Origin of the sequence: Ligilactobacillus saerimneri, from assembly GCF_036689625.1 — a bacterium.
Lineage (GTDB): Bacteria > Bacillota > Bacilli > Lactobacillales > Lactobacillaceae > Ligilactobacillus > Ligilactobacillus saerimneri.
This window is the reverse complement of record NZ_CP144759.1, coordinates 1,453,569-1,479,795: the sequence shown is the minus strand read 5'-3', so window position 1 is coordinate 1,479,795 and position 26,227 is coordinate 1,453,569. Positions and strand designations below refer to the sequence as shown.

Sequence of the window (26,227 nt, the reverse complement as noted above, 5' to 3'; positions counted from 1 at the left end):
TCTTTTCTAAATTAAAGCATGTTGAGGAAGAAGGATGCGATTAATACGGATGCAATTGAAACAGTTGCAAAACCCCCAACCAGCATTTTAGGAAGCATGTTGTCTAAGAGAAAGGCCCGTTCATCGGCATCGTCAGTTAAACTATTAACCACATCGGTAGTTAAAATGTAGTCAGCGGGGAAGCCACACAGGGCAGTGAGAGCACAGGCGAAAGCCATGGGCCGACTCATGCCAAATGGCTTAGCCAGGATAACTGATGCCAAAAACATCCCGAGTAAGCCTAAAGCGATTAAGATCAATGCTTGGAGGAGGATTTTACCGATTGTAGCTGGTGTTGTTGCATTTAATTCGGCCAAGACGAAAACCAGCAACCCGTACATCAACCAGTTGAAAACTTTGGCTTTATTCAAAGCATCATCAGGTAAGAAGCCGGCAGCATGGGCCACTACCCCGAAGATTAGGCAGAGGACGTTGGCATTGATCACACCATGAAGTAAACTAGAAATCCAAAAACTGAAAACAGCAACCAGGGCTACTTTAGCCATGATGAAAGCAGGTGTATCGTATTCAGCACCGAGGCTGAAGAAGCGTTGGCGGTCGTTGCTGCTAGTAGAACCAGTATCGTTGGCAACCGCTGCTTTCGCTGCTGCCGGATCGTTTTGAAAAACAACCTTCAGGCGTGCACCTTCCTTGCGGAGGCAAGTTGAAATCATAGGAAAACTAATGATATGGTGACAAACAAACATTGTTACTGGGTAAGCAACTAAAGCCACCATTCCCGCTTTTTGGATCCCTTGAGTCATCAAAGCGGCTGCTACCAAGCCCCCGGTGAGGGTTGGAACAGTGGAGACAACAAGGTCACGTCCAAAGAATGCTAGCCCAATTGTCAGGGTGAAGATTAAAGTTCCTAACATCCCTAATACGGCGATACAAACGGCTTTCCATTGTTGAACCAACTTTTTTAAATTCATTAAAGTTCCTAAGTGGACCAATAAGATTCCGATGGCAATGGTAATAAATGCTTTAGAATATGATGCTTGGGCAATTAAGTCTTTGGGGAAAACAGTCCAAAAACCGATCAAGAAAATAATCGCAACAACAAAAATTGATGGGATCCAAGAATGAGTTTTTTTAGATACCCATTCACCCAGGAACATGGCGACCATGATGGTCAAAAAACAAAGTAGATTTTCCATAAGCAGTTCCTCTCTTTAAAAATTTAAAACATTCGTTGTCCTTTTTTGTAAACTTGCTTGTCCTTTTGTTGGACGGCTTTGACGTCAGCTAATGGATCGGCATCTAGAACTAAGAAATCAGCAAATTTCCCTGGTTCGAGTGTGCCGTAATCAGCCTCAATGCCGAGTAGTTCGGATGAGAACTTTCCGGCCGCTTGGAGGGCTTGGAAATTAGTAGCACCGTTTTCTACTAGTAGCTGTAATTCATAGGGAGCTTCTTCAAAGCGGTTAAAAGGCGTTCCAGCATCAGTCCCAAAGGCGATTTTGACCCCGGCTCGAATGGCTTTGCCGATGTTTTCGAAGTAATCGTTAATAAAGGCTTTAGCCTTGTCCAACATGTATTGAGGTAACTTACCTTCGCCATATTCAGGAATAGTCCAAGCAGCAATTAATGTGGTTACCAGAAAAGTACCTTGTTCTTTCATAGCGGCAATGTCCTCATCACTCAGGTAAGAACCATGTTCGATTGAATCAACCCCAGCGAGGATAGCGTTGTGAATACCAGCTCGGCCTTCAGCGTGGGCAGCCACAGTCATATGCTTAGAATGGGCTTCGGCAACAGCCATCTTCAGTTCTTCCAGTGAGAGTTCGGTGTCATCAACTTGGTCAGTAGCTGACATGATTCCGCCCGTAGCCATAACTTTGATGTTTTGAGTACCGAGCTTGAATGCTTGGCGGACGGCCTTGCGGACTTCGTCAGGTGAATCGGTTAAGTAGCCCCAGGTAGTGCAACCGTCGTGTCCTTCAGTAAAATCACCGTGACCACCAGTCATTGAAAGAGGACGCCCGGAAGGCATAATTTCTGGCATTTTGAAATCAAAAACCCGCCCTTCGCGATAAAAGTTTGCCAATTGGATATCGACATTAAATGCGCAGCCACAGTCGCGGACATAAGTTTGCCCGCTCTTAAGGAGTAATTCGAGATTATGTAGTGCTTGCACGGTTGCTTCAGCTTCAGTTAAGTATTCTGTTTTATTAGTGATGGGATTCATCATAATGTGCGTATGGGCATTAATCAGACCAGGCATTACAAACTTGCCTTGAAGATCGGTACGATCGGTGACATCTGGATATTTTCCCGTCCCTTGGTTGCTAATCCGGCCAGCTTCGTCGACCACAAACCAAGCGTTTTCAGTTAAAGTAGCGGTTGTTCCGTCAAACATATTGCAATTAAAAAATAGTTTATCCATAGGCACATCTCCTTTTTAACCTGCAACTCATTATCAACTAATTACAAATTAATCATTTTTTAATAAAATGGTTAATAATTTAGCACTATTGAAAATATTTGCAACCCCTGAAAACGCATTAATTTAAAAGTTAGGACATGTAGTATATAAATAGGTGAAATTTTGTTTGCCAGAAATAGAGTTGCATTCGATAGTTAAAATGGGCTGTTATTTCTCAAAAAATTTAGTATAGTAAACATAACGAAGCATTAGGAGGACTTAACTATGACAGCAAAAGCGCCTGTGACGACAATTGATTGGGAAAATCTAGGCTTTGACTATATGGACTTGCCATATCGGTACCGTGCCTATTGGAAAGACGGTGAATGGTATAAGCAAGGATTAGAAGAAGATGCAAACCTGGTGATCAACGAAGGATCTCCAGCTTTACACTACGGACAACAAGCTTTTGAAGGCTTGAAAGCTTATCGAACTAAGGATAATCATGTGCAGTTATTTCGGCCTGACCGCAATGCCAAGCGCCTTCAGGACAGTTGTGACCGCCTCCTGATGCCTCATGTACCGGTAGAAATGTTTATTGATGCCTGCAAGGAAGTAGTGCAGGCCAATGAAGAATTCGTTCCACCTTATGGAACTGGGGGGACACTGTATTTACGGCCAATGATGATTGGGGTTGGTGAAAATATCGGGGTCCATGCTGCTAAGGAATATATCTTCAGTATCTTTGCGATGCCGGTTGGAAACTACTTCAAGGGTGGTATGGTACCAACTAAGTTCTTGGTTTCAGAATATGACCGAGCTGCTCACCGGGGAACTGGGGCTAGCAAGGTTGGGGGCAACTATGCAGCTAGCCTCTTGCCAGGTAGTAAGGCCCATGCTGCTGGTTTCTCCGACTGCATCTACTTGGATCCGGTTAACCATGAAAAGATTGAAGAAGTCGGTTCCGCAAACTTCTTTGGTATTACCAAGGACGGAAAGTTTGTGACTCCAAAGTCACCATCAATCTTGCCATCAGTGACAAAGTACTCTCTCCTTTACTTGGCGGAACATAATTTTGGGATGGAAGTAGAACAAGGTGACATTTATATCAATGATTTGGATCGTTTTGCTGAAGCAGGTGCTTGCGGAACGGCAGCGGTCATTTCACCAATCGCTGGGTTCCAAGTGGGTGATACTTACCATGAATTTTACTCGGAAACAGAAGTAGGCCCAGTGACGAAGAAGCTTTATGAAGAGTTGACGGGGATCCAGTTTGGTGACCGGCCAGCGCCAGAAGGATGGATTGTGCGGGTGGACTAAAGAAGTGTGAACGAACCCGATTAACTCCCGTGCCCTAGTGCATGAAGTCGCGGTGATGCGCAAGCATCACAAGAGTTTATGACTAGGGATAGGGAGTTGGGTGAGGAGCACGTTAAAGAAATGTGAACCAGCTCGGGTAAAAGGCGTAGGATAACGGACACCCCGGTAAGATGATGGAGTCATCCACTGGGGTGTTGTTATCCATAGGCTTTTGAGCTGGTGAACACGTTAATAGAAGTGCTGAGTAGTGCGGTTAGAAAGCGTGATCTAACCTAGGGTAACGAATGATGAGCATCATCAGAGGCACCCGTAGTTAGATATATCTTTCTGCACTACAAAGCACGACAATAGAAGTGCTGAACATTGCGGTTTACCTCTGCAAGGATAACTCGGTTGATCTGATGTTGCATAAGCAACGCCAGAACTGCCAGCCAGCTACTGCGCAGAAGTATAATCCAATTGATAAGCGAACAAACAACTAGTTACGTAATTCATCTTCAAAAATTAGAGCTATTAAATTCAATGTGGGCTGTGATATAAGTCCTTTGAATAAAAGAACCGCTCGGAATTTCATTTGAAATTCTGAGCGGTTCTTGCTTTATTTTAGAGTTATTATTAGGGACTTATGTCACAGTCCTTTTTTATTAGTGAATGACAAGTTACCAGATGTTTACCCGTTCGCTTGCAGGTAAGTACATTCCGTCACCTGGTTGGACATTGAATGTTTGATAGAAATCATCCAGGTTTTTAACTTGAATATTAGCCCGAAGCTCGTGTGGAGAGTGGACATCGATTGCCAGTAAGAGTTTTTGCCGTTCAAGGGAGGACTTCATGCACCAGATCCGAGCCCAGTTGATGAAGAAGGCCCGCAGGTCAGCAGAGCCGTCTTCTTTAGCAGCTTGCAGAGCACAGCTTAGACCACCAGCATCAGCAATATTTTCTGAGACCACCAATTTACCGTTAACCTTGCCGGCAGGAGTGGTGAGCCCGTCAAACTGCTTAATCATCTTTTCAGCCAGTTCTTGGAAATGTTTGAGGTCTGCATCAGTCCACCAGTTGTTCATGTTCCCGTATTCGTCAAACTTCGCCCCGTTGTTATCAAAGGCATGGGAGATTTCATGGGCGATAACGGCCCCAATTCCCCCATAGTTAGCGCTGGCCGGTTGGTCCAAACTATAAAATGGTGCCTGGAGAATAGCAGCGGGGAAGACGATGATGTTGAACGATGGGTTGTAGTAGGCATTGACCATGTGTGCTGGCATTCCCCACCGGGTCCGATCGACAGGTTTGGTTAAACGTCCGTAGTGGTCTTTGAGGATGATCTTAGTAAACTCGTGATCATTATCCAGAAGCGAAGCAGATTCATCGACACTGAACTTAGTGTAGAGCGGGTCTAGCTCGTCCGGATAACCCACGTTGATTCCCAGAGTATTGAGCTTAACAACGGCTTGTTTACGGGTGGCAGCACTCAGCCAGTCGTTATTTTCTAACCGTTGCTTGTAGACAGCGACCATCTTTTCAACCATGTGGTGGACGTCAGCTTTGGCTTGAGGGCCAAAATATTTGTGGCCATAGTAGAGCCCAACAACTTGGTCAAACTGGTTAGTTGCCAGGTAATAAGCCGCTTTTTGCGGTTTTTTTGCTTCCTTTGATCCTGATAGAGCCCGACCATATTCACCACTGGTAACCCGCATTTCATCAGTTAAGTAAGGTGCCATAGCAATCAGCATCTTGACCACGATCCAACTTTGAATTTGAGCGAAAGTAGCGGGTGTTACTAGTTGGTTTAAGGCAGCATAATAGTTAGGTTCGGTGACGATTACTTGGTCAACCGTGGTTCCAACTAAGCGTTGCGCATAAGCTACTAGATCAATGGCACTGCTGGTTTGTGCAAATTTTGCTGGAGTATATTTGTTATACATCTTAGTATAGTCAGCCCGCTCAGTAGAGTCTTTTTCATGGGGTGCCAGAGCAGCATCAAAAGCCAACGCCCGCTGGAGATGGTCCTCAGCGAAGTCAGCGCTATAACCAGCCAAGGAGAACAACTTGCGAACCATATTTTGATAAATTGCCAGCAATTGGTCTGCCTGATCCTTTTTTTCGTCTGTGTAGTATGTTTTGTCCGGTAAGATCAAGTGAGGAGCTTCGGCATAGAGGGCATAGTGGGCAGTGTCCTTCATATCAGGGTCAACTGACATTGGGAATGGTGTGGGGTAGCCACTCATGGTCAACTCTGGTAAGGCTTCCTGCCAATCTTGGAGGTCTTTAAGGTCCAAAATGCGGTCAAGAAACTTTTGTGCTGGGGCAAAGCCAAGGGCTTCCCGTTCATCAAAGTTGGCTGCTTTACGGTAGTACTTGATGAATTCTTGTAAATAAGGATCATCCGGGATATCTTTGCCATCGAGCATGGCTTGGAAATCGGCCATCAAGGTCTTTTCGATGTTGTCAGCCAAATCAGCAAAGCCCCCAGTAGTTGGCTTGTCTGCTGGAATGACAGCATGTTGGAGCCATTCACCATTAACGGCCTGATAGAGGTCATCTTTGAGCAATGCTTCATTGATTGGATATTGTTTATTTGTCATTCAGGTCATCCTTTCATGCGTAGTCAATGAGTTGTTATTTATATTTTAGCCCAAATATTATTGATTTCACAGAATTAACCCTGAACGCCAAAAGTTTAATTTTTGAAAAATATTGTTTGACTTAGAGTCCGCTCCAAGTAATATGATGAACTTAGAAATTGTAACTGGAGGGAGATAAGATGGCAGATTCGACAATTTCAGCAGTGGCAGAAAAGTTTCACGTGAAACCAGATACCCTGCGTTATTATGAGCGCATTGGCTTGTTGCCACCTGTACCCCGGCAGACTAACGGGAACCGTTATTATCCGCCGAGTATCCAAGAATGGTTAGAAATGGTTTTGTGTTTTCGGGCGTCAGGGATGGCGATTGAACCGCTGATTGAATATTGTAGTTTATTGCAACAGGGCGATGAAACCGCCCCCGCCCGGGAAAAGATTTTGCGGGAGCAGTTAGCAGTGTTATTAACCCAGCGTGAACAATTGGACAAATCGATTCACCGGCTAGAAGGCAAGGTTACCCGCTATGAAAGAGGAGAAGTTAAAGTAGGGGCTGATTGGCTCCACTTTGCAGAAAAAAAGGATGCTAGAAAATGAAGACAGTTGTTTTAGTATTTCACCCAGATTTAAATACATCCCGGGTTAACCGTGCTTTGGCAGCAGGCTTGCCGGCAGAAATCGAGGTGCGGGACATGTACCGGTTGTACTCGGATTTTAAAATTAATGTTGCCCAGGAACAAGCAGTCTTGGCGAATGCAGACCGAATCGTGCTTCAGTTCCCAATGTATTGGTATAGTTCGCCAGCTTTGCTCAAGCAATGGGAAGATGATGTCTTGGAATATGGTTGGGCCTACGGGTCAAAAGGCGATGCACTCCATGGCAAGGAACTGGTAATTGCGGTTTCACCAGGAGCAGATAATTATGACCGGGATAAGTTTGCCAAGTACCATGTCACAGAATTGCTCCGGCCATTCCAGGCAACGAGCCGCCTGATTGGGACGAAGTTTGTTAAACCCTTTATCACAGTGGGAGCTTCGACGATTGGTAAGGAACAACTGGAACAACAAGTCCAGGCCTATGCAACCTACCTAACCCAGGCGACGTTACCAGTGCTGGGCGATTTTGAATAGCAGGTGATTAGTTATGGATTATGTACAATTAGGAAAAACAGACATTATGGTTTCCCCGGTATGTGTGGGGCCATTGACGGCTAATCCGCCTCAGGGAACAATGTTGATTGATGAAAAGAAGTAAAGAAAGGATGGATTGAATATGAAGAAAGCTATTTTTGAAAAAGCGGGAAAAATGAGTGTTGTGGAAGCGCCGATGCCAACTATTGAAAAAGATGATGATGTTATCATCAAGGTCGTTCGGACCTGTGTTTGTGGGTCAGACCTCTGGGCATACTCAGCTGGGGATGCTAAAGAAGCTCACTCAGAAAACACTGGTCACGAAGCCATCGGGATCGTTGAAGAAGTGGGAGCGGCTATTACTACGGTTAAGAAGGGTGACTTTGTGATTGCACCTTTTACCCATGGTTGTGGGCATTGTCCAGCTTGTTTAGCGGGATTTGATGGTGTATGTCAAGACCACAGTGATAACTTTACTAATGGCAATCAAGCTGAGTATATTCGGTTCCAGCATGGACAGTGGGCGCTGGTGAAAGTACCCGGACAGCCGGAAGATTATTCCGAAGGGATGCTCAAGTCTTTGTTAACTTTGGCTGATGTTATGGCAACAGGGTACCACGCTGCTGTCACGGCCCATGTTGGTGCGGGCGATAAAGTGGTCGTTGTTGGCGATGGAGCAGTAGGCCAATGCGCTGTTATTGCTGCTAAGATGCTGGGTGCTTCCCAAATTATCATCATGAGCCGGCACGCAGATCGGCAAAAGATGGCCCTGGATTTTGGGGCTACGGACTTTGTAGCTGAACGGGGCCAAGAAGGCATTCAAAAAGTGGTGGAATTAACGGGTGGTACTGGTGCCGACGCAGTTCTGGAATGTGTTGGGGCCCAGGCTTCAACTGACCAAGCCTTTGGGGTAGTACGCCCTGGTGGGCGAATTGGTCGGGTGGGCTTGCCCCATGGCGAAAAGATGGATCCAGCTGCTACCTTCTATCGGAATATTACTTTGGCTGGTGGCCCAGCCTCAGTGACGACATACGACAAGGAAGTCTTACTTAAGGCTGTGCTGGATGGAGCGATTGAACCGGGGAAGGTCTTTACTCAAGAGTATACTTTAGATGAAATCAATGCTGCTTACCAGGATATGGCTGACCGGAAGACCATCAAGGCTTATGTTAAGGTTAGTGACTAGTAAGAAGTGATTACTAAAACTTATCCCCAAGTGGATAAGTTTTTTAATTAGAAGGGAGAAGTTATGCACAAGCAAAAAGTAACATGGTGGATTCTCGGCGGCCTGCTCGTCCTCTTGTTGGTTACTGGCGGCGGGTTGGGGCTGCGGTCTTACCAAAGAAAAGCTTTGGCCCGCCAATACCGGCAGACGACTACGCCAACCATCTTTTTTCATGGTTATGGTTCGAGCTACCGGGCTGAACGCCAGATGGCAAATTACGCCCGCAAACAGGGCGTGACTAATACTGTTGTGCGGGCGAATGTGGCCCGCAACGGGCGGGTGACCTGGCACGGAACTATTCCTCCAAAAACCCGCAATCCCATCATTCTGGTTAACCTGGATAACAATAAGATGACCGCCACGGAAAGGAAGGATTTTGTCAAAGTTTATGACCAACGCAGTCAGTATGTAAAAGCCGTTGTGGTAACCATGCAAAAAAGATATGGGTTTAAACACATGAATTTGGTGGCACATTCGATGGGTAACCTTTTGGTAGCCAACTATATCAAAAACAACGTGCATAATAAGCACTTACCACAAATTGACCATGTGATTGCAATCGCCGGTCACTTTAACGGCTTTAATGGCGAAGCTGGTGCCAAACAGACAAGCATTGACCCGCAAACGGGAAAACCCGACCGAATGTTACCAGGTTACCGGGCGTTACTGCCACTTCGCCATACTTTCCCCAAAACAACGCAGGTCTTCAATATTTACGGTGACCAGGGAGATGGAAATGACGGGGCGGTACCAGTTGCCTCAGCCCGCTCCTACCGCTACCTGGTAGCTACTAGGGCCCGGTCGTACCAGGAAAATAAAATTACTGGACATGATGCCCAACATAGTCGGTTACATGAAAGCCAGCAAGTGGATCGTTTGTTAGTCAATTTCCTCTGGCGGAAGTGATATGGTAATCTTAGAGCAGTATCTTTGGAAAGGAGAGTTGGCGATGCCAACCAAGATTACTGCCCTGACAAGGGAGCAGCGTTTGAAGATTATGGCAACTCTGACAGCTGATCAGGTGCAGGCACTGGGGGAATTTACCCGATTCACAATCTTATCACGCTTTCACACCCGCCACTATTTGCACAATACTGACTGGGTCTTTCAAGGGGTACAAGTTGATCCGTGGTACCATATGGCACATGCACACCGGGGGACGAATTTGTACTGTGATTGTGGGCGGCGTTTGAAAAATCAATTCATCCTCAAGTCACGCCGAACGGGTCAGGTTTTGATGTTGGGGAGTGCGCATTTTGCCCAACATGCAGCGATCCCCCACCAGGTTGTTCGTGAAATTCAGCAAGGGTTGAACGCGATCAACCTGTATGTTGACCGCGTGTTGGTGGCCTACCAACGCGGACAGCGGTTCCCGCATGCTCTTTATGAACGGGTGGTCCAGCAGCACGGGTTTGCCGGTAGGAAGCAAAGTGTTTTTTACCAGCGGTGCAATCTTTTTGACCAGGTTGATTTGCCATTATTAGCAGACGATGTTGCACGGTTACGTCGCTTGCTACGTCCCGACAAACCACGGCTCTCACCAGCTGAAAAACAGGAACGTTATCAAGCAACGCTAACCAACTGGGAAGAATTAGCCCAATTGGTGCGGGCCTTTCAGTTGCAGTTGAGTCAGTTGAATTTGACGCCACAGGACCGGCACCGGATCATGACCAATGCCCGTAACTATGCGCTCCACCGCCGCCAGAATAAATACTATTGCCTGGATCGGAATGAAGCAGCAACATTAACCCTGACAAAATTACGAGCACAGGTCGAGCTCAAACTGCAAGAAATATCTTTTTATGCCCAAATAACTGTTCAGCATCCTGATCAGCAAGTGGAAAAGTTGCACCAACGGGCGGTGCAAATGTTGAATAAACATGGGCGGAAACTAGTACGTTCACGGCAATTTGGGGTGGCTGAGGCCCAAGCATTATTAGCATAGAATTATTAGATCACCGTTAGTTTTTAAAAATTATAAACTAACGGTGTTTTTTTTATTTTTGCTGGGGCTAAAGTAGCAATTTGATCATTGACGGAGCTGGGATAGGTAAAAGCTGTGGAATATAAATCATTCTATTTCAATCTTTGTTACAATAGTTATAGAAGAAAGATGAAAGGGGTTACGGATGATGGCACATAAACAAAAGTTAATGCTCCTAGGTGGGGTAGCAGTCCTGGCCATGATTTGTGAGTGGGGATTGCACCAAGCCTTGTGGGCCCAAGCAATTAATACGATTGCTGGGGGAATCATTGCACTATCAATGCTGATTGAAATGGTCAAAAAGATGCGCACTGGTGATTACGGAGTGGATTTGTTAGCAGTGACGGCGATTGTCGCAACTTTGGCCGTGGGAGAATACTGGGCGGCAATGGTGATCCTACTGATGCTTATCGGTGGTGATACCCTGGAAGATTATGCTAATGCCCGGGCGCACAGTGAGCTCAAGACGTTACTGGACAATAGTCCGCGGATCGGCCATGTCAGACTTGACGGCGAGTTGGTTGACCAACCCGTAGAAGCGATCCAGGTGGGCCAAGAGGTAGTGGTGCGACCAGGTGAATTAGTCCCGGTTGACGGGATCGTTGTCCAAGGGAACAGTACGGTGAATGAATCTTCCTTAACGGGGGAATCAAAGCCCCTGGATAAAGGACCTGGAGACGAGCTGCTTTCGGGTTCGTTGAATGGGGATGTGTCCTTGACGATGCGGGTTGAGCGGACAGCCCAGGATAGTCAATACCAGCAATTGGTGGAATTGATTCGGCAAGCGGACCAAACACCAGCTGACTTTGTCCGCTTGGCGGACCGTTACGCTTTACCGTTTACCATCGTTGCATATATTATTGCCGGGATTGCTTGGTGGGTAGCCCAAGATCCGGTACGGTTTGCGCAAGTTTTAGTGGTGGCGTCACCGTGTCCCTTGATCTTAGCAGCCCCAGTTGCCTTTGTTTCGGGGATGAGTCGGTCTTCCCATGCAGGGGTTGTAGTTAAGACGGGGGCAGTGATTGAAAAAATGGCGACCGCTCAAACGGCGGCCTTCGACAAGACAGGAACTTTAACACGGGGAAACTTGGCAGTAAGTCAAGTTGTTCCTGTATCGGGGCGCGATCCTCACGAATTGTTGGCTTTAGTTGCTAGCGCTGAGCAGACTTCGGGTCACGTCCTAGCTCAGTCTATTGTTAGCCGGGCCAAGGAAGAGGGCTTGACGTTGACCGATCCGACTACGATGAATGAAGTGACCGCTAAGGGGATTATTGCGACCGTGGCGGGCCACGAGGTAAAGGTCGGAAAGCATGCCTTCATTGTGGAGGAACTTGACGCAAGCCAGATCCTCCAAGTGCCTATTACAGCAGTATACGTAGCAGTTGATGGTGCATATTGGGGCCGGATTGAATTAGAGGATCAGCTCCGACCAGAAGCAGGCGAAACGTTGAACCGCCTTCGTAAAGCCGGAGTTAGTCACCAAATGATCGTGACGGGCGACCAGCAAAAGATCGCAGATCAGATCGCCCAGGCAGTCGGAATTGATGAAGTATATGGTGACTTATTGCCCAAAGATAAGGTAAGCCACCTCAACGACTTACGCCCAGACCAGCGACCGAGCATTATGGTGGGGGATGGGGTCAATGACGCCCCAGTCCTCAAAGTGGCTGATGTTGGGATCGCGATGGGGGCACACGGGTCGACGGCAGCCAGTGAGTCAGCGGATGTGGTGATCCTGACAGATAACCTGCAGAAGGTGGCTGAAGCGGTGGAAATTGCCCAAGATACATTACGGATCGCTAAGCAAGCTGTGTGGATTGGGATTGCTGTTTGTACCGCGTTGATGTTGATTTGTTCAACCGGCTGGGTCCCAACAATTATCGGCGCGATGCTCCAGGAAGTGGTAGATACGGTATGTATCCTCTGGGGCTTGCGGGCTAAGAGTGCTCACGGTAGAAATTAATAGCAAGCTAAGGATAGTCCTACGTGAAAGCGTGGGGCTATTTTGTCGAGAAATATAGTGGTTATCAATATTCACAGTTAACCGTCAGATTTAGGGAAAACAATAATTATTTCCTAAACCTGACGGTTATTTGTTTGATGAATAAAAAATGTTTTATCATATAGTTAGTAAGCGTTATCGAAAGGAACAGATATTATGGCACAATGGTTGGATTGGGCGATTGAGTTACAGAGTTTGGCCCAAGCAGGTTTACACTATGGACATGATGTATATGACAAGGAACGTTACCAGCGTATTCGGGAGATTGCAGCTGAGATCATGGCGGTCCATGCCGATATACCAGTTGAACGGGTCCAAGATTTATTTTGTAATGAAAAAGGATATCAAACACCTAAACTTGATTGTCGGGCAGCGATCTTTCAGGACGACAAGATTCTGCTGGTGCAAGAGAGCAACGGTCAGTGGGCGCTGCCAGGCGGTTGGGTAGAGGTGAACCTCTCGGTTAAGAATAATACGATTAAGGAAGTCAAAGAAGAAACAGGGTTGGACGCTATTCCGCAACGCCTGATTGCTTTGCATGATCGGAATCTCCACAATGAACCCCCATATGCGTATGGAATTTGTAAAGTTTTCAGCTTATGCAAGGTAACCGGGGGAGAATTTCACGAAAATTCAGAAACTTTAGGCTATGAATATTTTGCCCAAGATGAATTACCACCTTTGATGGCAGACAAAACGACGGTTGAACAGGTGCAGATGTGTTTTGAGGCCTACAAAGATCCTCAATGGCAACCTGTGTTTGATTGAAAAAATATATTTGTGGATATTAAGTATACTTATCAATGATATTTACACACACTGGATTGGTTTGAAAAAATCAATCCAGTTTTTTTGGAGGCATGATGTAGGAAAAATCCTGATATAGCAAGGTTTTAAGGAGTTAGGGACTAATATAGTTCAAGTATTAAGGTAATAGTTAAGGGGTATACTTATTAAATAATATAAGGAGTTGGCATTAATTTATGATAACGCTTTCCTTACAATAAGAATCGTAAAGAGTAGGAGTTGATATCATGGCGCCAAGAAATTCCACTAATCTATGTCCTGACACACGACTCAGTCGCGGTTGGTGAAGATGGGCCAACTCACGAACCAATCGAACAACTCGCCGGTTTGCGGGCCATCCCCGATGTGCAGGTATTGCGACCAGCTGACGGGAATGAAACGTCCGCAGCTTGGGCAACTGCCCTCCAAACTACTGACAAGCCAACGCTGCTTGTCTTGAGCCGGCAGAACCTCGCAACCCTTCCGGTTGATCAAGCAACAGTCTTTGCGGGAGTTGACAAAGGGGGTTACGTCGTAGCACCAGCCACTAAGGCAGTGCCAGATGGAATTTTGATTGCTACTAGTTCAGAAGTCAACCTGGCATTGGCAGCTCAAAGTGAACTCCGTGACCACGGTCAAGATGTGAGCGTTGTTTCCTTGCCAAGCTGGGAACGCTTTGCTCAACAAGATCCTGCTTACCAAGAAGCGGTCTTGCCAGCTGCGGTCACTAAACGGGTGACAATTGAAGCGGCTGCAACTTTTGGCTGGGCTAAGTTTGCTAGCAGCCATGGTGCTTCCATCGGGATCGACCACTTTGGTGCTTCTGCTCCTGGCGATTTGGTATTAGATCAGCTGGGTATGAATGTTGCCAATGTAGTTGACACTTTCATGAACTTATAAAATACGGCTTAAACTATCTTTCTTATCCGAATATATGCTTAAAAAAGAAAGATAGGTTGAAAAGCAAATAGCGGTGATAGAATGTAATTTCACATTCTGTCGCCGCTATTTTTAATGCTTATTTTGATGACGATGCAAGATCCCAGTGATGACATCTTGTAAAGTAGTTGCCTGTAATTGTGCTTCGGCTGCTACTTGAACCTGAGCATAAACTTCATTAAGAGTATCTTGGATATTGGCTCCCACCAGACAGTTAGGGTTAGTTTTCGGATCAATATGGAGTAAATCATGGTTCATATTGAGAGCATGATAAACATCCAACAAAGTGATGTTAGCAGGATCTTTGGCTAAGGTAGCATTGGGTGCCCCCTGTTGACTTTGGATCAAACCAGCCCGGCGCAGATCCGACATAAGACTCCGAACTACGCTGGGATTGGCCTCAATGCTAGCAGCAATTTGTTTACTTGACCGGTCACCATCTTTAAAGATGTCCAGATAGGCCAAGATATGGATTGCATCGCTTAGTTTATGAGAAAATTTCATCGGCATTCATCCTTCGCGTTAATTGTCATGGTGTAAGGATACCATATTTAGCAGAAAGGAACGATCAACTTGCTTATTTTTGTTCAACAAGCCGTGTGACAACCGTAGTCAATGGGGTCAAGTCACCGTCCAACAAATTCATCAAATCAGCGCTGGCATGGCGCAGGTCTCCCACGGCTGCGGGTTCTTGGAAAGAGGCAAAGAGGCTTGCTGTATCGTGGTCAAATCCTGCCTGTTCGAGCCCAGCAATGTAGGCTTCCCGTGTTACCAAAGTAGCGGTGTTGGTAATATTTAATGTACTAGCAAGGTCTTGTCCAAGTTGCGCATAAGTCCGAATTGGACCGGCCAATTCATAGCTTGGTTGGGGATCATCCATGGTTAAAACTTTGACAGCAGCCCGGGCGTAGTCTTGTTCAGCCGCCCAGCCCATTGCCTGGTCAGTCCAATAAGCAGCTGGCTGTTGGTGAGCTAGAGCTTGGATAAAGCCTGCTTCGTTTTCTAAATACCAGTTATTACGGACAAAAGAGTGTTTGAGCCCCGCAGCCTGGATTGCTACTTCGGTGGCCCGATGGTCACTGGCCAGAGCACTTTGCGCTTGGTCAGCATGAGGAAAACTAGTATAAACAGTCAGAGCAACGTGGTTAGCTTGCAAAGCAGCAATCACGTTTTGATGCTGGTCGAGCCGGGCAACTGGTCCTCCAGGTTGGGATGAGATAAAGAGAACCCGGTCGACACTATGCAAAGCCTCCGTCATACTAGGGGCGCTGTCATAATCCCCAATTCTAACTTCATTATTAGGGAATAGTTTGGTGGCTTTTTCTTGGTTGCGAGCAATAACGATAACGTTATCAGCCCCTACGGCATGGTTGAGCGCAGCGACTGCATATTGTCCAAAGTGGCCTGTGGCAGCAGTAATAGCATATTTCATAAGTATTATCTCCTTTGTTGTTTTATTATTAACATGCATTAGTATAACTTATGTTATTTTAAAGTCAACAAGTTTGCTTACGATTATTTTAAACTGGGAGAAATTATTATTTTCTTCCCAGCCTTAGTCTTTATTTACTAATATTTTCCATTTACAAGAAGTGACAAAACTTGAACCCTAGCTGATATACACGCTGAGCGTGTGCTATACTGGAAATTATGTACCCTGTGTGTAATGGGGGAGTTAGGATGAATGGAGGAACAAGCATGCGTCAACGAAAAATTAGCCTCTTTTCTGGAGTAATGCTCGCCTTGAGCTCATTGATTGGGTCTGGCTGGCTGTTTGGCTCTGGCGCAGCTGCCCGGGTTGCGGGACCAGCTGCGGTGATCTCATGGATCATCGGGGCGATTATCATGATTATGATTGCTTTTAATTATGTCGAATTGGGGACGATGTTTCCCGAATCCGGGGGGATGAGTCGGTTTGCACAGTACAGCCACGGCCCCTTGTTAGGATTTATCGCTGCCTGGGCTAACTGGGTTTCGTTGGTGACCTTGCTCCCCATTGAAGCCGTGGCGTGTGTCCAGTATATGAGCTCTTGGCCATGGGCTTGGGCTAACTGGACCCGAAAGTTTATGGCAGATGGGACCATCACTACGGAAGGGTTATTAGTTGTCTTTGCAATTATGATTGTTTTTACCCTGATTAATTTTTGGTCAGTCAAACTATTAACGCATTTTACCAGTTTGATTTCAGTTTTTAAAATTCTAATCCCGAGTTTGACGATCTTGATGTTAATCATCGCTGGTTTTCACGGGAGCAACTTTGGACACAACTCTGCGACCTTTATGCCGTATGGAACCCGGGGGATCTTTGAAGCGGTGGCTGTATCCGGGATTATCCTGTCATATGATGCTTTCCAAACAGTAATCAATATGGGCGGTGAGATGGTCAATCCTCAGAAGAACATCTTCCGTGGGGTATGGATCTCATTGTCAATCACGGCAGTGATCTATATCCTTTTGCAGGTGGCATTTATTGGTGCAGTTACTCCGAGTGATCTGGCTCGGGTGGGTTGGCATGGGATCAATTTTGCATCCCCATTTGCTGATTTGGCGATCTTATTAGGGTTGCACTGGCTGTCCTTACTATTGTACGTGGATGCGTTTGTGTCCCCATTCGGAACAGGGGTAACCTTCGTGGCTACTTCATCTAGAACTTTGGCGGCAATGACGCGGAATGGTAATTTGCCAGCATGGTTGGGGCGGATGAACCGCCGTTATATGATTCCACGGCTAGCGATGCTAGCAGACCTGTTTTTAGCGATGGTCTTGGTGTTCTTCTTCCGTGACTGGAGCAAATTGGCAACAGTAGTGTCGATCTCGACTTTCGTTGCTTATGCTACCGGGCCAGTGACAGCAGTAGCTTTACGCAAACTGCGTCCCCACTTTACCCGTCCCTTTAACTCACGTCACCTGGCATGGGTTGCGCCAGTATCCTTTGTTATGACTGGTTTGGTTATTTACTGGGCAATGTGGCCAACTACGGTCGAAGTGATCGGAATTGTGTTGTTAGGTCTACCAATTTACTTCTACTATGACCTGCGTTACAACCATGTACCGTTGCGGCGGCAACTAAAAGGGGCCTTATGGCTCTTGGTTTACTTGGTATTTATCTCTGTGGTTTCGTACCTTGGAAGCACCGGTTTTGGAGGAAGGGACATCCTTAGATATCCTTTTGACTTCATAGTAATTATCGGGGCTTCATTGATCTTCTATTGGTGGGCAGTTCGGTCGCGCGTTGATGGCCCTGACCTGGAAGCCGCGGAAAAGGTTAATGCTAAAGTTAAACGCACTTACGAAGATAAATAAAAAACTAGGCATACTAGTATGACGAGGGGCTACAAGCGACCTGCTTGTAGTCTCTTTTTATTTGATAATGATTGTAAGCGTTTCTAGATATATGCTATTCTGAACTATGAATTAAGAGTAGAGGAGTTTTTGTATGACGTTACCATTTAAAGTTGTTGCCTTTGATATGGACGGCACTTTTTTACAAGATGATAAGAAGTATGATTATCACCGCTTCAACCATGTTTTTCATCGGTTGCAAGACCATGGGGTGCAGGTGGTTGTAGCTAGTGGCAATCCTGCCCAGATTCTCCAACAATACTTTACTGAGTACACGGATCAATTGACGATTTTAGCGGAAAATGGGGCGCAAGCGCTGGAGCGGGGACGACAAGTATTAGCTTCAACGTTAAACCGGAATAAGGTTCATGAAGCAGTAGCCTTCCTCCAACAAGATTTGGGGATTGCGCCTGCCTTATCTGGAAGTAAGCAAGGATATTTCCCGCGCAATACTTCCTCAGAATTCATGGAGCACATGGGTTTTTATTATCCTAAACACGTTATCCGTGACTTATTACCTTTACCAGCAGATGACATTTTCCAAATTTCGATGTTGGTAAAGGATGATGCTGTTCCTGGAATCAAGACCCAACTTGATACGAAATTCCACGGTGAATTGGATATTACTCCTAGTGGGAACGACTCAATTGACATCACCAAACCAGGGATTAACAAGGGCTGGGGGTTGACCCAGTTGTTACAAAGATGGCACCTAACCGCGGATGATTTGATTGCTTTTGGTGATGGGGACAACGACCTGAGTATGTTGCAGCTAGCCAAGTATTCTTATGCCATGCCCAATGGTAATGCTAACGTTAAAGCTACGGCTAATTATTTAGCAGTGGCGGATAACAACAATGGTGGGGTCCTGGCAACCCTAGAAGATTATTTAGACCGAGCAGAAAAATAAACATTGAAAGAGCTATGAGTAGGAAATAACCTTTGTAGCAAGTTACTGAGCTACTAGACTTGTGGTTATTTTTCAGACTATCTAAAAAATAAAGACCGAGGTTGGTGAGAAAACAGTATTTTCTCCCAGCCTCGGTCGATTAATTAATATGTGAAGTGAATGTAAACAGCGGTATTTGTGATATTCATCATTCGTTACCTAGGTTAGGTCGCGTTTTTTAACCGCGATGCTCGGCACTTCTATTGTCGTGCCTCACATTGCAAGCGGCTCGTCTGTAAATGACAACTTCGGCGATGATTTCATCATCCCCATCAGTTGTTCCCTTACAGCACGCCTCTTACCCGCAATGCTCAGCACTTCTATTAACGTGTTCACCAGCTCAAATAACGTGTTCACCAGCTCAAAAGCCTATGGATAACAACACCCCAGTGGATGACTTCATCATCCCACCGGGGTGTCCGTTATCCCACGCCTTTTAACCGAGCTGGTTCACACTTCTTTAAAAACCAGCCGTATCTGGGTCCGTCGCATAACCCACAACCCCATCCAGGGCATCAATGCGCCGCATTTGTTCTGGCGAAAGTTCAAAATCAAAAATCTTAGTATTATCTTCAATATAATTAGGATGGATCGACTTTGGCAACGGCAAGAATCCGTGTTGTAACGACCACCGTAAGCAAACTTGGACCACCGTCTTGCCAGTTTCCTGTGCAATTTCTTGCATGGTTGGTTCTGTAAAAATCTTCCCCGTTCCCAAAGGACTATATGCTTCAAGTAACATGCCATGGTCGCGGCTATAAGCAATCGTTTCCTGATTAAGATCACCCGGGCAGATCCGAATTTGGTTAACCATTGGGGCAACTTTTTGGGTCTGTTCGAGAACTTGGAGGTGGTGCTTACGGAAGTTAGACACCCCAATTGCCTTGAGTTTACCAGCTTGGTAAGCATCTTCTAATGCGTGCCAAGTATCTTGAAGGTGGGCTTCCCAGTTTTCATCCCGAAAGGCAACTGGATTTGGCCAGTGGATCAAGAATAAGTCGAGATAATCAAGCCCTAAGTCAGCAAGACTTTGATCAATTGCCTGGCTAGCTAGGTCATAGCTATGGAAAGAATTGTTAAGCTTGGAAGTAACCCAGAGGTGGCGGCGACTGATCCCACTTTCTTTGATGGCCTGACCAACCTCTTTTTCATTGCCATACATTTCGGCAGTGTCAATGTGCCGGTAACCTGAAACCAAAGCAGACTTCACCACAGATTTGGCGATCTCTGGAGCAGTTTGCCATGTTCCAAACCCAACCACGGGGATCTGGGTACCGTTACTCAGGGAATATGTGTCAATGATGCTACGCATAAATATAACCTCTCTTCATGCCATGATAACTTGCAACAAGTTTCATTCTAATTGTATTCTTAAAAAATAAGAAAGTAAAACTAAAATGTTAGCCTTACCCAAGATCCGGTACTACATTCAGCATGTTACTTTTGTTATAATTAGCATAAATATAGCGCGTTAATCCGCGCCAATTCCATGGAGGTCGATGAAAACGAGATATACAGGTAAAACTATCGCTGAAGCTGTTGCCACTGGGTTGCAGACTCTGAATAAGCAACCTGAACAAGTAGAATATCAAGTCATAGTCACCCCGAAGAAGGGCTTTTTGGGAATTGGACGGCGTGACGCTGTGATCACAATGACTGTTAAAGAGGAACCCGCACCGACGCCGACACAAGCTGCTAAATCAGAAGCAACGCCTGCTCCTGATCCAGCTAAGGTAGCAACGCCTGAAGCTGGTCCGACACAGGCGTCAGTGGAACCGCCGGTTAGTTCTGCACGCCAGCAACGGGACCAAGCCTTTCGCGAGTTAGGCTATTATTTGGCGGATATTACCAAACAAATGGGGATTACAACTACGATCAATGTAACTCCAGGAAGCCATGTGGTGCGGTACGATTTTACCACCCCAACGGAAGGGCTCCTGATTGGCAAGCACGGGAAGGTAATCAATTCGCTCCAACTTTTAGCCCAAGTCTTTTTGGATAAGCACCTGCGTCACCATGTGCGGGTTGAGCTCAACGTGGCTGATTATCGGCAGCGACGGGCAGAAACCCTGGAGCGCTTGGCTAAGCGGGTTGCGCGGAATGCCATCGCTCAGGGAGAGAGCCAATATCTTGATCCGATGCCGTCATTTGAACGTAAAGTTATTCATGGAGCCTTGGCCCACAATGACCACGTCAAAACATACTCTCGGGGTCGCGAACCTTACCGGTCAGTTGTGGTTGAACCGGTTCATCGATAGTCTATATCAGGGACACGCCTTAGATTAGGTCTACTAATCTGGGGCGTATTTTTATGGAGAAATAGTCTGGATAAGGACTTTTTACCAGGAAAATAATGGGTATTTTCGGAAAAAAGAAGGAGTTCATCAGTTGAAAAACCCTGCTTAAAGTCTCTTTTAGCGCTCGAAAAAATGTCCGTATTGCTAATTATATAGGGACAAAAAAGCTTTTAAATCAGCTAAAAAGGACATAAAGACAGCTACTTTTTAGCGAATATCCTGATAATGATAGCGCTATCTGCTTATAACTGTTATTATAGTAAGTATTATGATAAACGATTGACACAAATAGTAACTGGTGTTTGCGCTTTCATAATATTATAATTTAGTTGTAATCATACCAAGATAGGGGATATTTATTATGGCAACATTAGTTGGCGGAATTGAAGCAGGCGGAACAAAGTTTGTCTGTGTAGTCGGGACACCAGATGGTGAAATCAAGGACAGCGTGCGCTTTCCAACCGAAGCACCAGAGCAAACCATGGCCAACGTTTTTAAATTTTTCGATCAATACGACGTTAAAGTGATCGCAATTGGGTCATTCGGGCCAATTGATATTAACGAAGACTCAGCTACATATGGCTACATTACCAGCACGCCAAAGCCAGGTTGGACGAACTTTGATTTCGTCGGTGCGATGGAGAAACAATACCCAGGGGTAAAGATTTTATGGACAACGGACGTTAACATTGCTGGTTACGGTGAATACAAGGCTGGCGCTGCTAAGGGCCACAAGAATGTTTTGTATGTAACTGTTGGGACCGGTGTGGGTGTCGGCTATGTTCAAGATGGCAAATTCTTCCAGGGCTTTAGCCACCCTGAAGGTGGCCACATGCTCCCACGGCGGTATCCAGGCGATGATTTTAAGGGTGTATGTCCATATCATGGATCCTGTATCGAAGGGCTGACAGCTGGTCCAGCAGTGGAAGCCCGGGCTGGGAAGAAGGGTCACCTTTTGGCCGCTGATGACAAAGTTTGGGACTATGAAGCATTTTATTTAGCTCAAGCATGCGCTACTTACACCGTGACCTTCCGACCAGACATTATTGTCTTTGGTGGGGGCGTAATGAAACAAGAACAACTCTTTGACAAGATTCGGAAGCAAACAGCAGAATTGCTCAATGGTTATCTCGATACACCAAACATGGAAGATTACATTGTTCATGTTGGCTTAGGCGATGATGCTGGGATCAAGGGTTGCTTGCTGTGGGCTGGCGACAACTTATAAAAGAAGTAAATACTGCAATTTAAGCGGGAGTTCGTGAACCCCCGCTTTTTGTTATGGCGCTTTTAATTTGCTAGTGAACTGTGTTACATTCTATGTAACGATAAAGAAATGAGGGCAAATCTGTGATTACTGTAAATGATTTGAGTTTAAACTTCTCGGGACGTTTACTCTATGATGATGTTAATTTGAAATTTACCCCCGGTAATTGTTACGGCATTATTGGTGCTAACGGCGCCGGCAAGTCGACTTTCCTCCACCTGTTGGAAGGACAAATCGAGCCGACAACGGGTTCGATTACGATCGGTGCCAACGAACGATTATCTAGTTTGCAACAGGACCACTTTGCTTTTGAAGAATTTCCGGTCTTGGAAACTGTGATTCAAGGGCACAAGAAGCTATACGATATTATGAAGGAAAAAGACGCCTTGTATGCCAAACCAGACTTTTCTGAAGCCGATGGGATCAAGGCAGCAGAACTAGAGGCGGAATTCGCAGAAATGGATGGGTGGAATGCTGAGACCGAAGCGGCTCAGCTGCTGCAATCCTTGGGAATCCCAGAGGGGCAGCATAACTTGCTGATGAGTGAACTGGCTGAAAGTGACAAGGTGAAAGTGCTCTTGGCTCAAGCCCTCTTTGGCTCACCGGACATCCTCTTGCTGGACGAACCAACCAACGGGTTAGATGTGCACACTATTGCCTGGCTTGAAGACTTTCTAGCTGATTACCAAAATATTGTAATCGTGGTTTCCCACGACCGCCACTTTCTCAACCAAGTCTGCACTCACATGTGTGATGTGGACTTTGGAAAGATCAAACTCTATGTCGGAAACTATGACTTCTGGCTGGAATCTAGCCAGTTAGCAGCTAAACTGCAGGCTAATGCGAACGCAAAGAAGGAAGAAAAGATCAAAGAATTGCAGGAGTTTATCGCCCGGTTCTCGGCTAATGCTTCTAAGTCCAAGCAGGCAACTTCACGGAAGAAGCAGTTAGAAAAAATTACCCTTGATGATATCAAGCCGTCTTCGCGGAAGTATCCGTTCATCAAGTTCGACCTGGAACGAGAACTAGGTAACGATTTGGTCAAGGTAGAAAACATCTCCTATACTGTTGACGGCGAACAACTCCTCAACAATGTTAGCTTCATCATCCGGCCTGGGGAAAAGGTTGCTTTCCTTTCCCGTAACGACCGGGCAACAACAGCATTGATGCAGATCATGGCGGGAGAATTGCAACCTGATGCAGGGACGGTAACTTGGGGCCAAACAACGAACCGTAGTTACATGTCTAAAGACCTTAATGCTAGCTTTGAAAATGATGAGCTCAGCATCTTAGACTGGTTGCGTCAATTTGCTTCCAAGGAGCAGGATGATAATACTTTCTTGCGGGGCTTTTTAGGTAAGATGCTATTTTCAGGTGATGATATTACCAAGCAGATCAAAGTCTTGTCTGGGGGCGAGAAGGTGCGGTGTATCCTGGCAAAGATGATGTTAGAGCAACCTAACGTACTCTTGATGGATGATCCGACTAACCACTTAGATTTAGAGTCAATTACAGCGCTGAATGATGCCATGATTGATTTTAGTGGTTCCATCCTGTTTACATCTCATGACCATGAATATATTCAGACAATTGCTAATCATATTATCGAAGTGGGGCCGAATGGTGTGGTTGATCGCTTCGATACAACGTATGATGAGTTCTTGGCTCACCCAACTGTGCAGGAACAAGTAGCCAAGTTATATTAAGAACAGATAATTAATTGTGCGGCTCACTACTAGGATGTGGTGGGCTGTTTTAGTTAGTAAATATTTTGTAACACATAGGTATGAATTTATAATGTTATAATGTTAAAAGCTTTTATTACATTATTTCAGGGAAGGAACGGGTTAGGGATGGGGAAGATTTCTAGAAGAGATCATGGAATTGATTTGCTTGAAACGCTCGCAATATTCTTTGTGTTGGCGTATCATTGTTCATTCTATGATTTTAATTTCATTGGTAATAAGTTGCCCATATATTATTTCCGGTATTTTTTTAGAACAATTTTGTCAACTTGTGTACCACTATTTTTCTTTGCTAATGGTTTTTTAGTTTTTCATAGAAAGTTTGATTTAAAGAAACATGTGAAGAAAATTCTCAGATTCATGTTATTGGCAGTTGTTTGGGGAATCTTAACAATAGTTATTTTGATGTTTATACGCGGAGATTACCTCTCTAGCAAAGAAATATTGAGAATTTTATGGCGGTGGCAAGGCGGGTGGATAGGACATCTGTGGTTCTTAGGTGCGTTTGTGAGTTATTATCTTATTTTTCCATTACTTAAAATAGTTTTTGATTATAACAGAAGGGTCTTTCTGTACTTCGTAGTAGTGTGTGGGATATTTACATTTGGACGTGTTTTTATAAATAACATATGGGATGTTTGTGTTACGCAAATTATACATTCTGCAGCTACAAGCAGAGACATTGACCTTTTGGGGATTTTTAATATTTTCGATCCTTTCAGAGCTCCATATTATTATGCGGTAGTATATTCGTGTATAGGCGGGCTTGTGTATGAGTACAAAGATCAGTTGATGTCTGTACCAGTAAAAAAAGAAATATTTATGCTTTATTGGCAATAGTATTATCATGCACTTTTCTTTGGTTACTGGGTATATCTTACTCAAAGGTTAATGGAGCGGTATGGGATGTTGTTTGGGAAGGATATGATACAGTCCCAACACTAGTAAACATCTTGGCGTTATATGTCCTAGTGTTGAATTTTAACCATAGAAATGTTGTCATAGAAACAGTGTCCAAGAACACTTTAGGGATATATTTAATCCATGAAATAATTCTTGATATTTTGGGACCAATGGTTATGAAGCATTCATCGTTACGGACATTGTGGTTCAATATTATTTTTACGATTGTATTTGTTTTGCTGTGTACTTCAGTAGCTGAATTTATTAAACGAATACCTATTGTTAAACATTTATTGATATAGTTGGTCGTTAATCTGTGTTCATTGAAATATGAACGCAGATTTTTTATTGTTGATCTAAGTAGGTAAAAGATAGAAGAACTCCCGATATATCGTAATATAGGTGCAAAAGTGGATTGTTTTCATGCTTTTTACAGAGAAATGGCGCATATTGTAATATATTTCGTGTCGCTTGTGTTCAAGTTGATAAATTGTGCCGAAAAAATTTATTGCAACAAGTTTTGGGCGCTGACTAATGAGGTAGAGTGCTAAGTGTTAGGCAGAAAAATTGATCCACAATATAGTAAAAAACTCAGTGATGGACTTAAAAGAATATTGTGGTATAGTTAGTCAACGTAGGGGTAGGAAACTACGCGCAACGCTCCCTCGGAACGGAATGTGAACGATGGAGGAGTGGTCAAAGTCATGTGACCGACGTGTTTTTTCCGCATTCACCAATTGAAACTGAATAAGATTCTGGTGTCTGTCCTCCCGCAAATAATTTTTGGGAGTTGATTAACATGACAAAGTATTTTTCCTGGCGTAGTCCTAAGCTGACTACCAAGACGTTGACGGTAGCTGCGATGCTGATTGCAGTGCAAGTGGTACTAGGGAAGCTTTCCGTAGGTAATACCCAGGTCCTCAAAGCTGGTCTGGGTTTCATTGGAACCGCGATGATCGGATATTTCCTGGGACCGTGGTTAGGCGGTATGGTGATGATCGTTGATGATATCATTGCCAATACGATCCTTTCGACGGGCGCTGGTTTCTTCCCGGGGTTCACGTTGAGTGCTTTCATCTCGGGGGTGATTGCCGGGTTGTTCTTGCACCAACAACGGATTAGTTTACCACGGCTATTTGCCTACGAATTGGTCCAAATCACGATTACGAATGTGATTTTTAACACTTTGTGGCTGCACATCATACGCGGGGTACCATTTACCCAATTGTTTTGGGTACGGTTGCCGAAAGAAGTGATCAGTTGGCCGGTGGAAAGTCTGGTGGGCTTTATTGTCCTCGGGGCGCTAGTTCGGGCATTAAGAGCACGGAATATTTCGGTGAATTAAATTAGATAACT

23 protein-coding genes and 1 pseudogene are annotated in these 26,227 nt (G+C 45.2%); 18 read left to right on the top strand and 6 right to left on the bottom strand.

Going from position 1 to position 26,227, the window contains the following annotated elements; translation table 11 throughout:
* Positions 1-11: 11 nt before the first annotated feature.
* The gene (locus tag V3C97_RS07165; protein ID WP_338434123.1) at positions 12-1,196 is read right to left on the bottom strand and encodes a hypothetical protein; all 1,185 of its coding nucleotides are present in this window, start codon (positions 1,194-1,196) and stop codon (positions 12-14) included.
* A gap of 23 nt (positions 1,197-1,219) precedes the next feature.
* Positions 1,220-2,425 carry an amidohydrolase family protein gene (locus V3C97_RS07160; RefSeq protein WP_338434122.1) on the bottom strand — a complete coding sequence of 402 codons (1,206 nt, stop codon included), beginning with the start codon at positions 2,423-2,425 and terminating at the stop codon, positions 1,220-1,222.
* Between the two features lie 264 nt (positions 2,426-2,689).
* Between V3C97_RS07160 and V3C97_RS07155 the strand changes: the two genes are divergently transcribed.
* Both V3C97_RS07155 and V3C97_RS07150 read left to right on the top strand, forming a co-directional pair.
* Positions 2,690-3,724, top strand: a complete 1,035-nt coding sequence (locus V3C97_RS07155; protein WP_009551378.1) for a branched-chain amino acid aminotransferase — start codon at positions 2,690-2,692, stop codon at positions 3,722-3,724.
* Between the two features lie 353 nt (positions 3,725-4,077).
* Positions 4,078-4,206: a hypothetical protein gene (locus tag V3C97_RS07150; RefSeq protein ID WP_338434121.1), complete on the top strand. Its 129-nt coding sequence runs from the start codon at positions 4,078-4,080 to the stop codon at positions 4,204-4,206.
* Positions 4,207-4,383: 177 nt separating this feature from the next.
* Here V3C97_RS07150 and V3C97_RS07145 read toward each other — a convergent pair whose 3' ends face one another.
* Positions 4,384-6,306 carry a M13 family metallopeptidase gene (locus tag V3C97_RS07145; protein ID WP_338434120.1) on the bottom strand — a complete coding sequence of 641 codons (1,923 nt, stop codon included), beginning with the start codon at positions 6,304-6,306 and terminating at the stop codon, positions 4,384-4,386.
* 179 nt (positions 6,307-6,485) lie between these two features.
* Here V3C97_RS07145 and V3C97_RS07140 point away from each other — a divergent pair, with 179 nt between their 5' ends.
* The 8 genes and pseudogenes from V3C97_RS07140 to V3C97_RS07105 all read left to right on the top strand — a co-directional run.
* Complete coding sequence (locus V3C97_RS07140; protein WP_338434119.1) at positions 6,486-6,899, top strand: MerR family transcriptional regulator; 414 nt, start codon at positions 6,486-6,488, stop codon at positions 6,897-6,899.
* The gene (locus tag V3C97_RS07135) at positions 6,896-7,432 is read left to right on the top strand and encodes an NAD(P)H-dependent oxidoreductase (protein ID WP_338434118.1); all 537 of its coding nucleotides are present in this window, start codon (positions 6,896-6,898) and stop codon (positions 7,430-7,432) included. Before V3C97_RS07140 ends, V3C97_RS07135 begins: the two co-directional genes overlap by 4 nt.
* A 142-nt stretch (positions 7,433-7,574) precedes the next feature.
* Positions 7,575-8,618, top strand: a complete 1,044-nt coding sequence (locus V3C97_RS07130; RefSeq protein WP_216543094.1) for a zinc-binding dehydrogenase — start codon at positions 7,575-7,577, stop codon at positions 8,616-8,618.
* Positions 8,619-8,681: 63 nt separating this feature from the next.
* On the top strand, positions 8,682-9,563 hold the full coding sequence (locus V3C97_RS07125) for an alpha/beta hydrolase (RefSeq protein WP_338434117.1): 882 nt from the start codon (positions 8,682-8,684) through the stop codon (positions 9,561-9,563).
* A 43-nt stretch (positions 9,564-9,606) separates the two neighbouring features.
* Positions 9,607-10,602: a hypothetical protein gene (locus tag V3C97_RS07120; RefSeq protein ID WP_338434116.1), complete on the top strand. Its 996-nt coding sequence runs from the start codon at positions 9,607-9,609 to the stop codon at positions 10,600-10,602.
* A gap of 187 nt (positions 10,603-10,789) precedes the next feature.
* Complete coding sequence (locus V3C97_RS07115) at positions 10,790-12,604, top strand: heavy metal translocating P-type ATPase (protein WP_338434558.1); 1,815 nt, start codon at positions 10,790-10,792, stop codon at positions 12,602-12,604.
* A 195-nt stretch (positions 12,605-12,799) separates the two neighbouring features.
* Positions 12,800-13,411: an NUDIX hydrolase gene (locus tag V3C97_RS07110; RefSeq protein ID WP_338434115.1), complete on the top strand. Its 612-nt coding sequence runs from the start codon at positions 12,800-12,802 to the stop codon at positions 13,409-13,411.
* Positions 13,412-13,690: 279 nt separating this feature from the next.
* Positions 13,691-14,329: pseudogene (locus V3C97_RS07105) on the top strand (transketolase-like TK C-terminal-containing protein); the annotation flags it as partial.
* Positions 14,330-14,440: 111 nt separating this feature from the next.
* Here V3C97_RS07105 and V3C97_RS07100 read toward each other — a convergent pair.
* Entirely contained in the window at positions 14,441-14,872 is a 432-nt protein-coding gene (locus V3C97_RS07100; protein WP_009551309.1) for an Rrf2 family transcriptional regulator, read from the bottom strand.
* Between the two features lie 73 nt (positions 14,873-14,945).
* Positions 14,946-15,800 (bottom strand): NAD(P)H-binding protein, encoded by an 855-nt coding sequence (locus tag V3C97_RS07095; protein ID WP_278838568.1) that lies wholly within the window; start codon positions 15,798-15,800, stop codon positions 14,946-14,948.
* Between the two features lie 266 nt (positions 15,801-16,066).
* On the opposite strand from V3C97_RS07095, the gene V3C97_RS07090 reads away from it, so the two are divergent.
* Positions 16,067-17,671 (top strand): APC family permease, encoded by a 1,605-nt coding sequence (locus V3C97_RS07090; RefSeq protein WP_268889710.1) that lies wholly within the window; start codon positions 16,067-16,069, stop codon positions 17,669-17,671.
* Positions 17,672-17,804: 133 nt separating this feature from the next.
* Entirely contained in the window at positions 17,805-18,620 is an 816-nt protein-coding gene (locus V3C97_RS07085; protein ID WP_027826328.1) for a Cof-type HAD-IIB family hydrolase, read from the top strand.
* Positions 18,621-19,119: 499 nt separating this feature from the next.
* Here V3C97_RS07085 and V3C97_RS07080 read toward each other — a convergent pair whose 3' ends face one another.
* Positions 19,120-19,971, bottom strand: a complete 852-nt coding sequence (locus tag V3C97_RS07080) for an aldo/keto reductase (RefSeq protein WP_338434114.1) — start codon at positions 19,969-19,971, stop codon at positions 19,120-19,122.
* 187 nt (positions 19,972-20,158) lie between these two features.
* On the opposite strand from V3C97_RS07080, the gene jag reads away from it, so the two are divergent.
* The 6 genes from jag to V3C97_RS07055 all read left to right on the top strand — a co-directional run bounded on the left by jag (position 20,159) and on the right by V3C97_RS07055 (position 26,216).
* A complete protein-coding gene (jag, locus tag V3C97_RS07075) occupies positions 20,159-20,917 on the top strand; it encodes an RNA-binding cell elongation regulator Jag/EloR (RefSeq protein ID WP_338434113.1) in 759 nt (252 codons plus the stop codon).
* Between the two features lie 400 nt (positions 20,918-21,317).
* Complete coding sequence (locus tag V3C97_RS07070) at positions 21,318-22,184, top strand: ROK family protein (RefSeq protein WP_278838572.1); 867 nt, start codon at positions 21,318-21,320, stop codon at positions 22,182-22,184.
* A 122-nt stretch (positions 22,185-22,306) separates the two neighbouring features.
* The gene (locus V3C97_RS07065) at positions 22,307-23,929 is read left to right on the top strand and encodes an ABC-F family ATP-binding cassette domain-containing protein (RefSeq protein ID WP_338434112.1); all 1,623 of its coding nucleotides are present in this window, start codon (positions 22,307-22,309) and stop codon (positions 23,927-23,929) included.
* Between the two features lie 147 nt (positions 23,930-24,076).
* Positions 24,077-24,808 (top strand): acyltransferase family protein, encoded by a 732-nt coding sequence (locus tag V3C97_RS07060; RefSeq protein ID WP_338434111.1) that lies wholly within the window; start codon positions 24,077-24,079, stop codon positions 24,806-24,808.
* On the top strand, positions 24,799-25,173 hold the full coding sequence (locus tag V3C97_RS07840; RefSeq protein ID WP_422392851.1) for an acyltransferase family protein: 375 nt from the start codon (positions 24,799-24,801) through the stop codon (positions 25,171-25,173). Before V3C97_RS07060 ends, V3C97_RS07840 begins: the two co-directional genes overlap by 10 nt.
* A gap of 497 nt (positions 25,174-25,670) precedes the next feature.
* Positions 25,671-26,216 (top strand): folate family ECF transporter S component, encoded by a 546-nt coding sequence (locus V3C97_RS07055; RefSeq protein ID WP_317294711.1) that lies wholly within the window; start codon positions 25,671-25,673, stop codon positions 26,214-26,216.
* Positions 26,217-26,227: the final 11 nt, after the last annotated feature.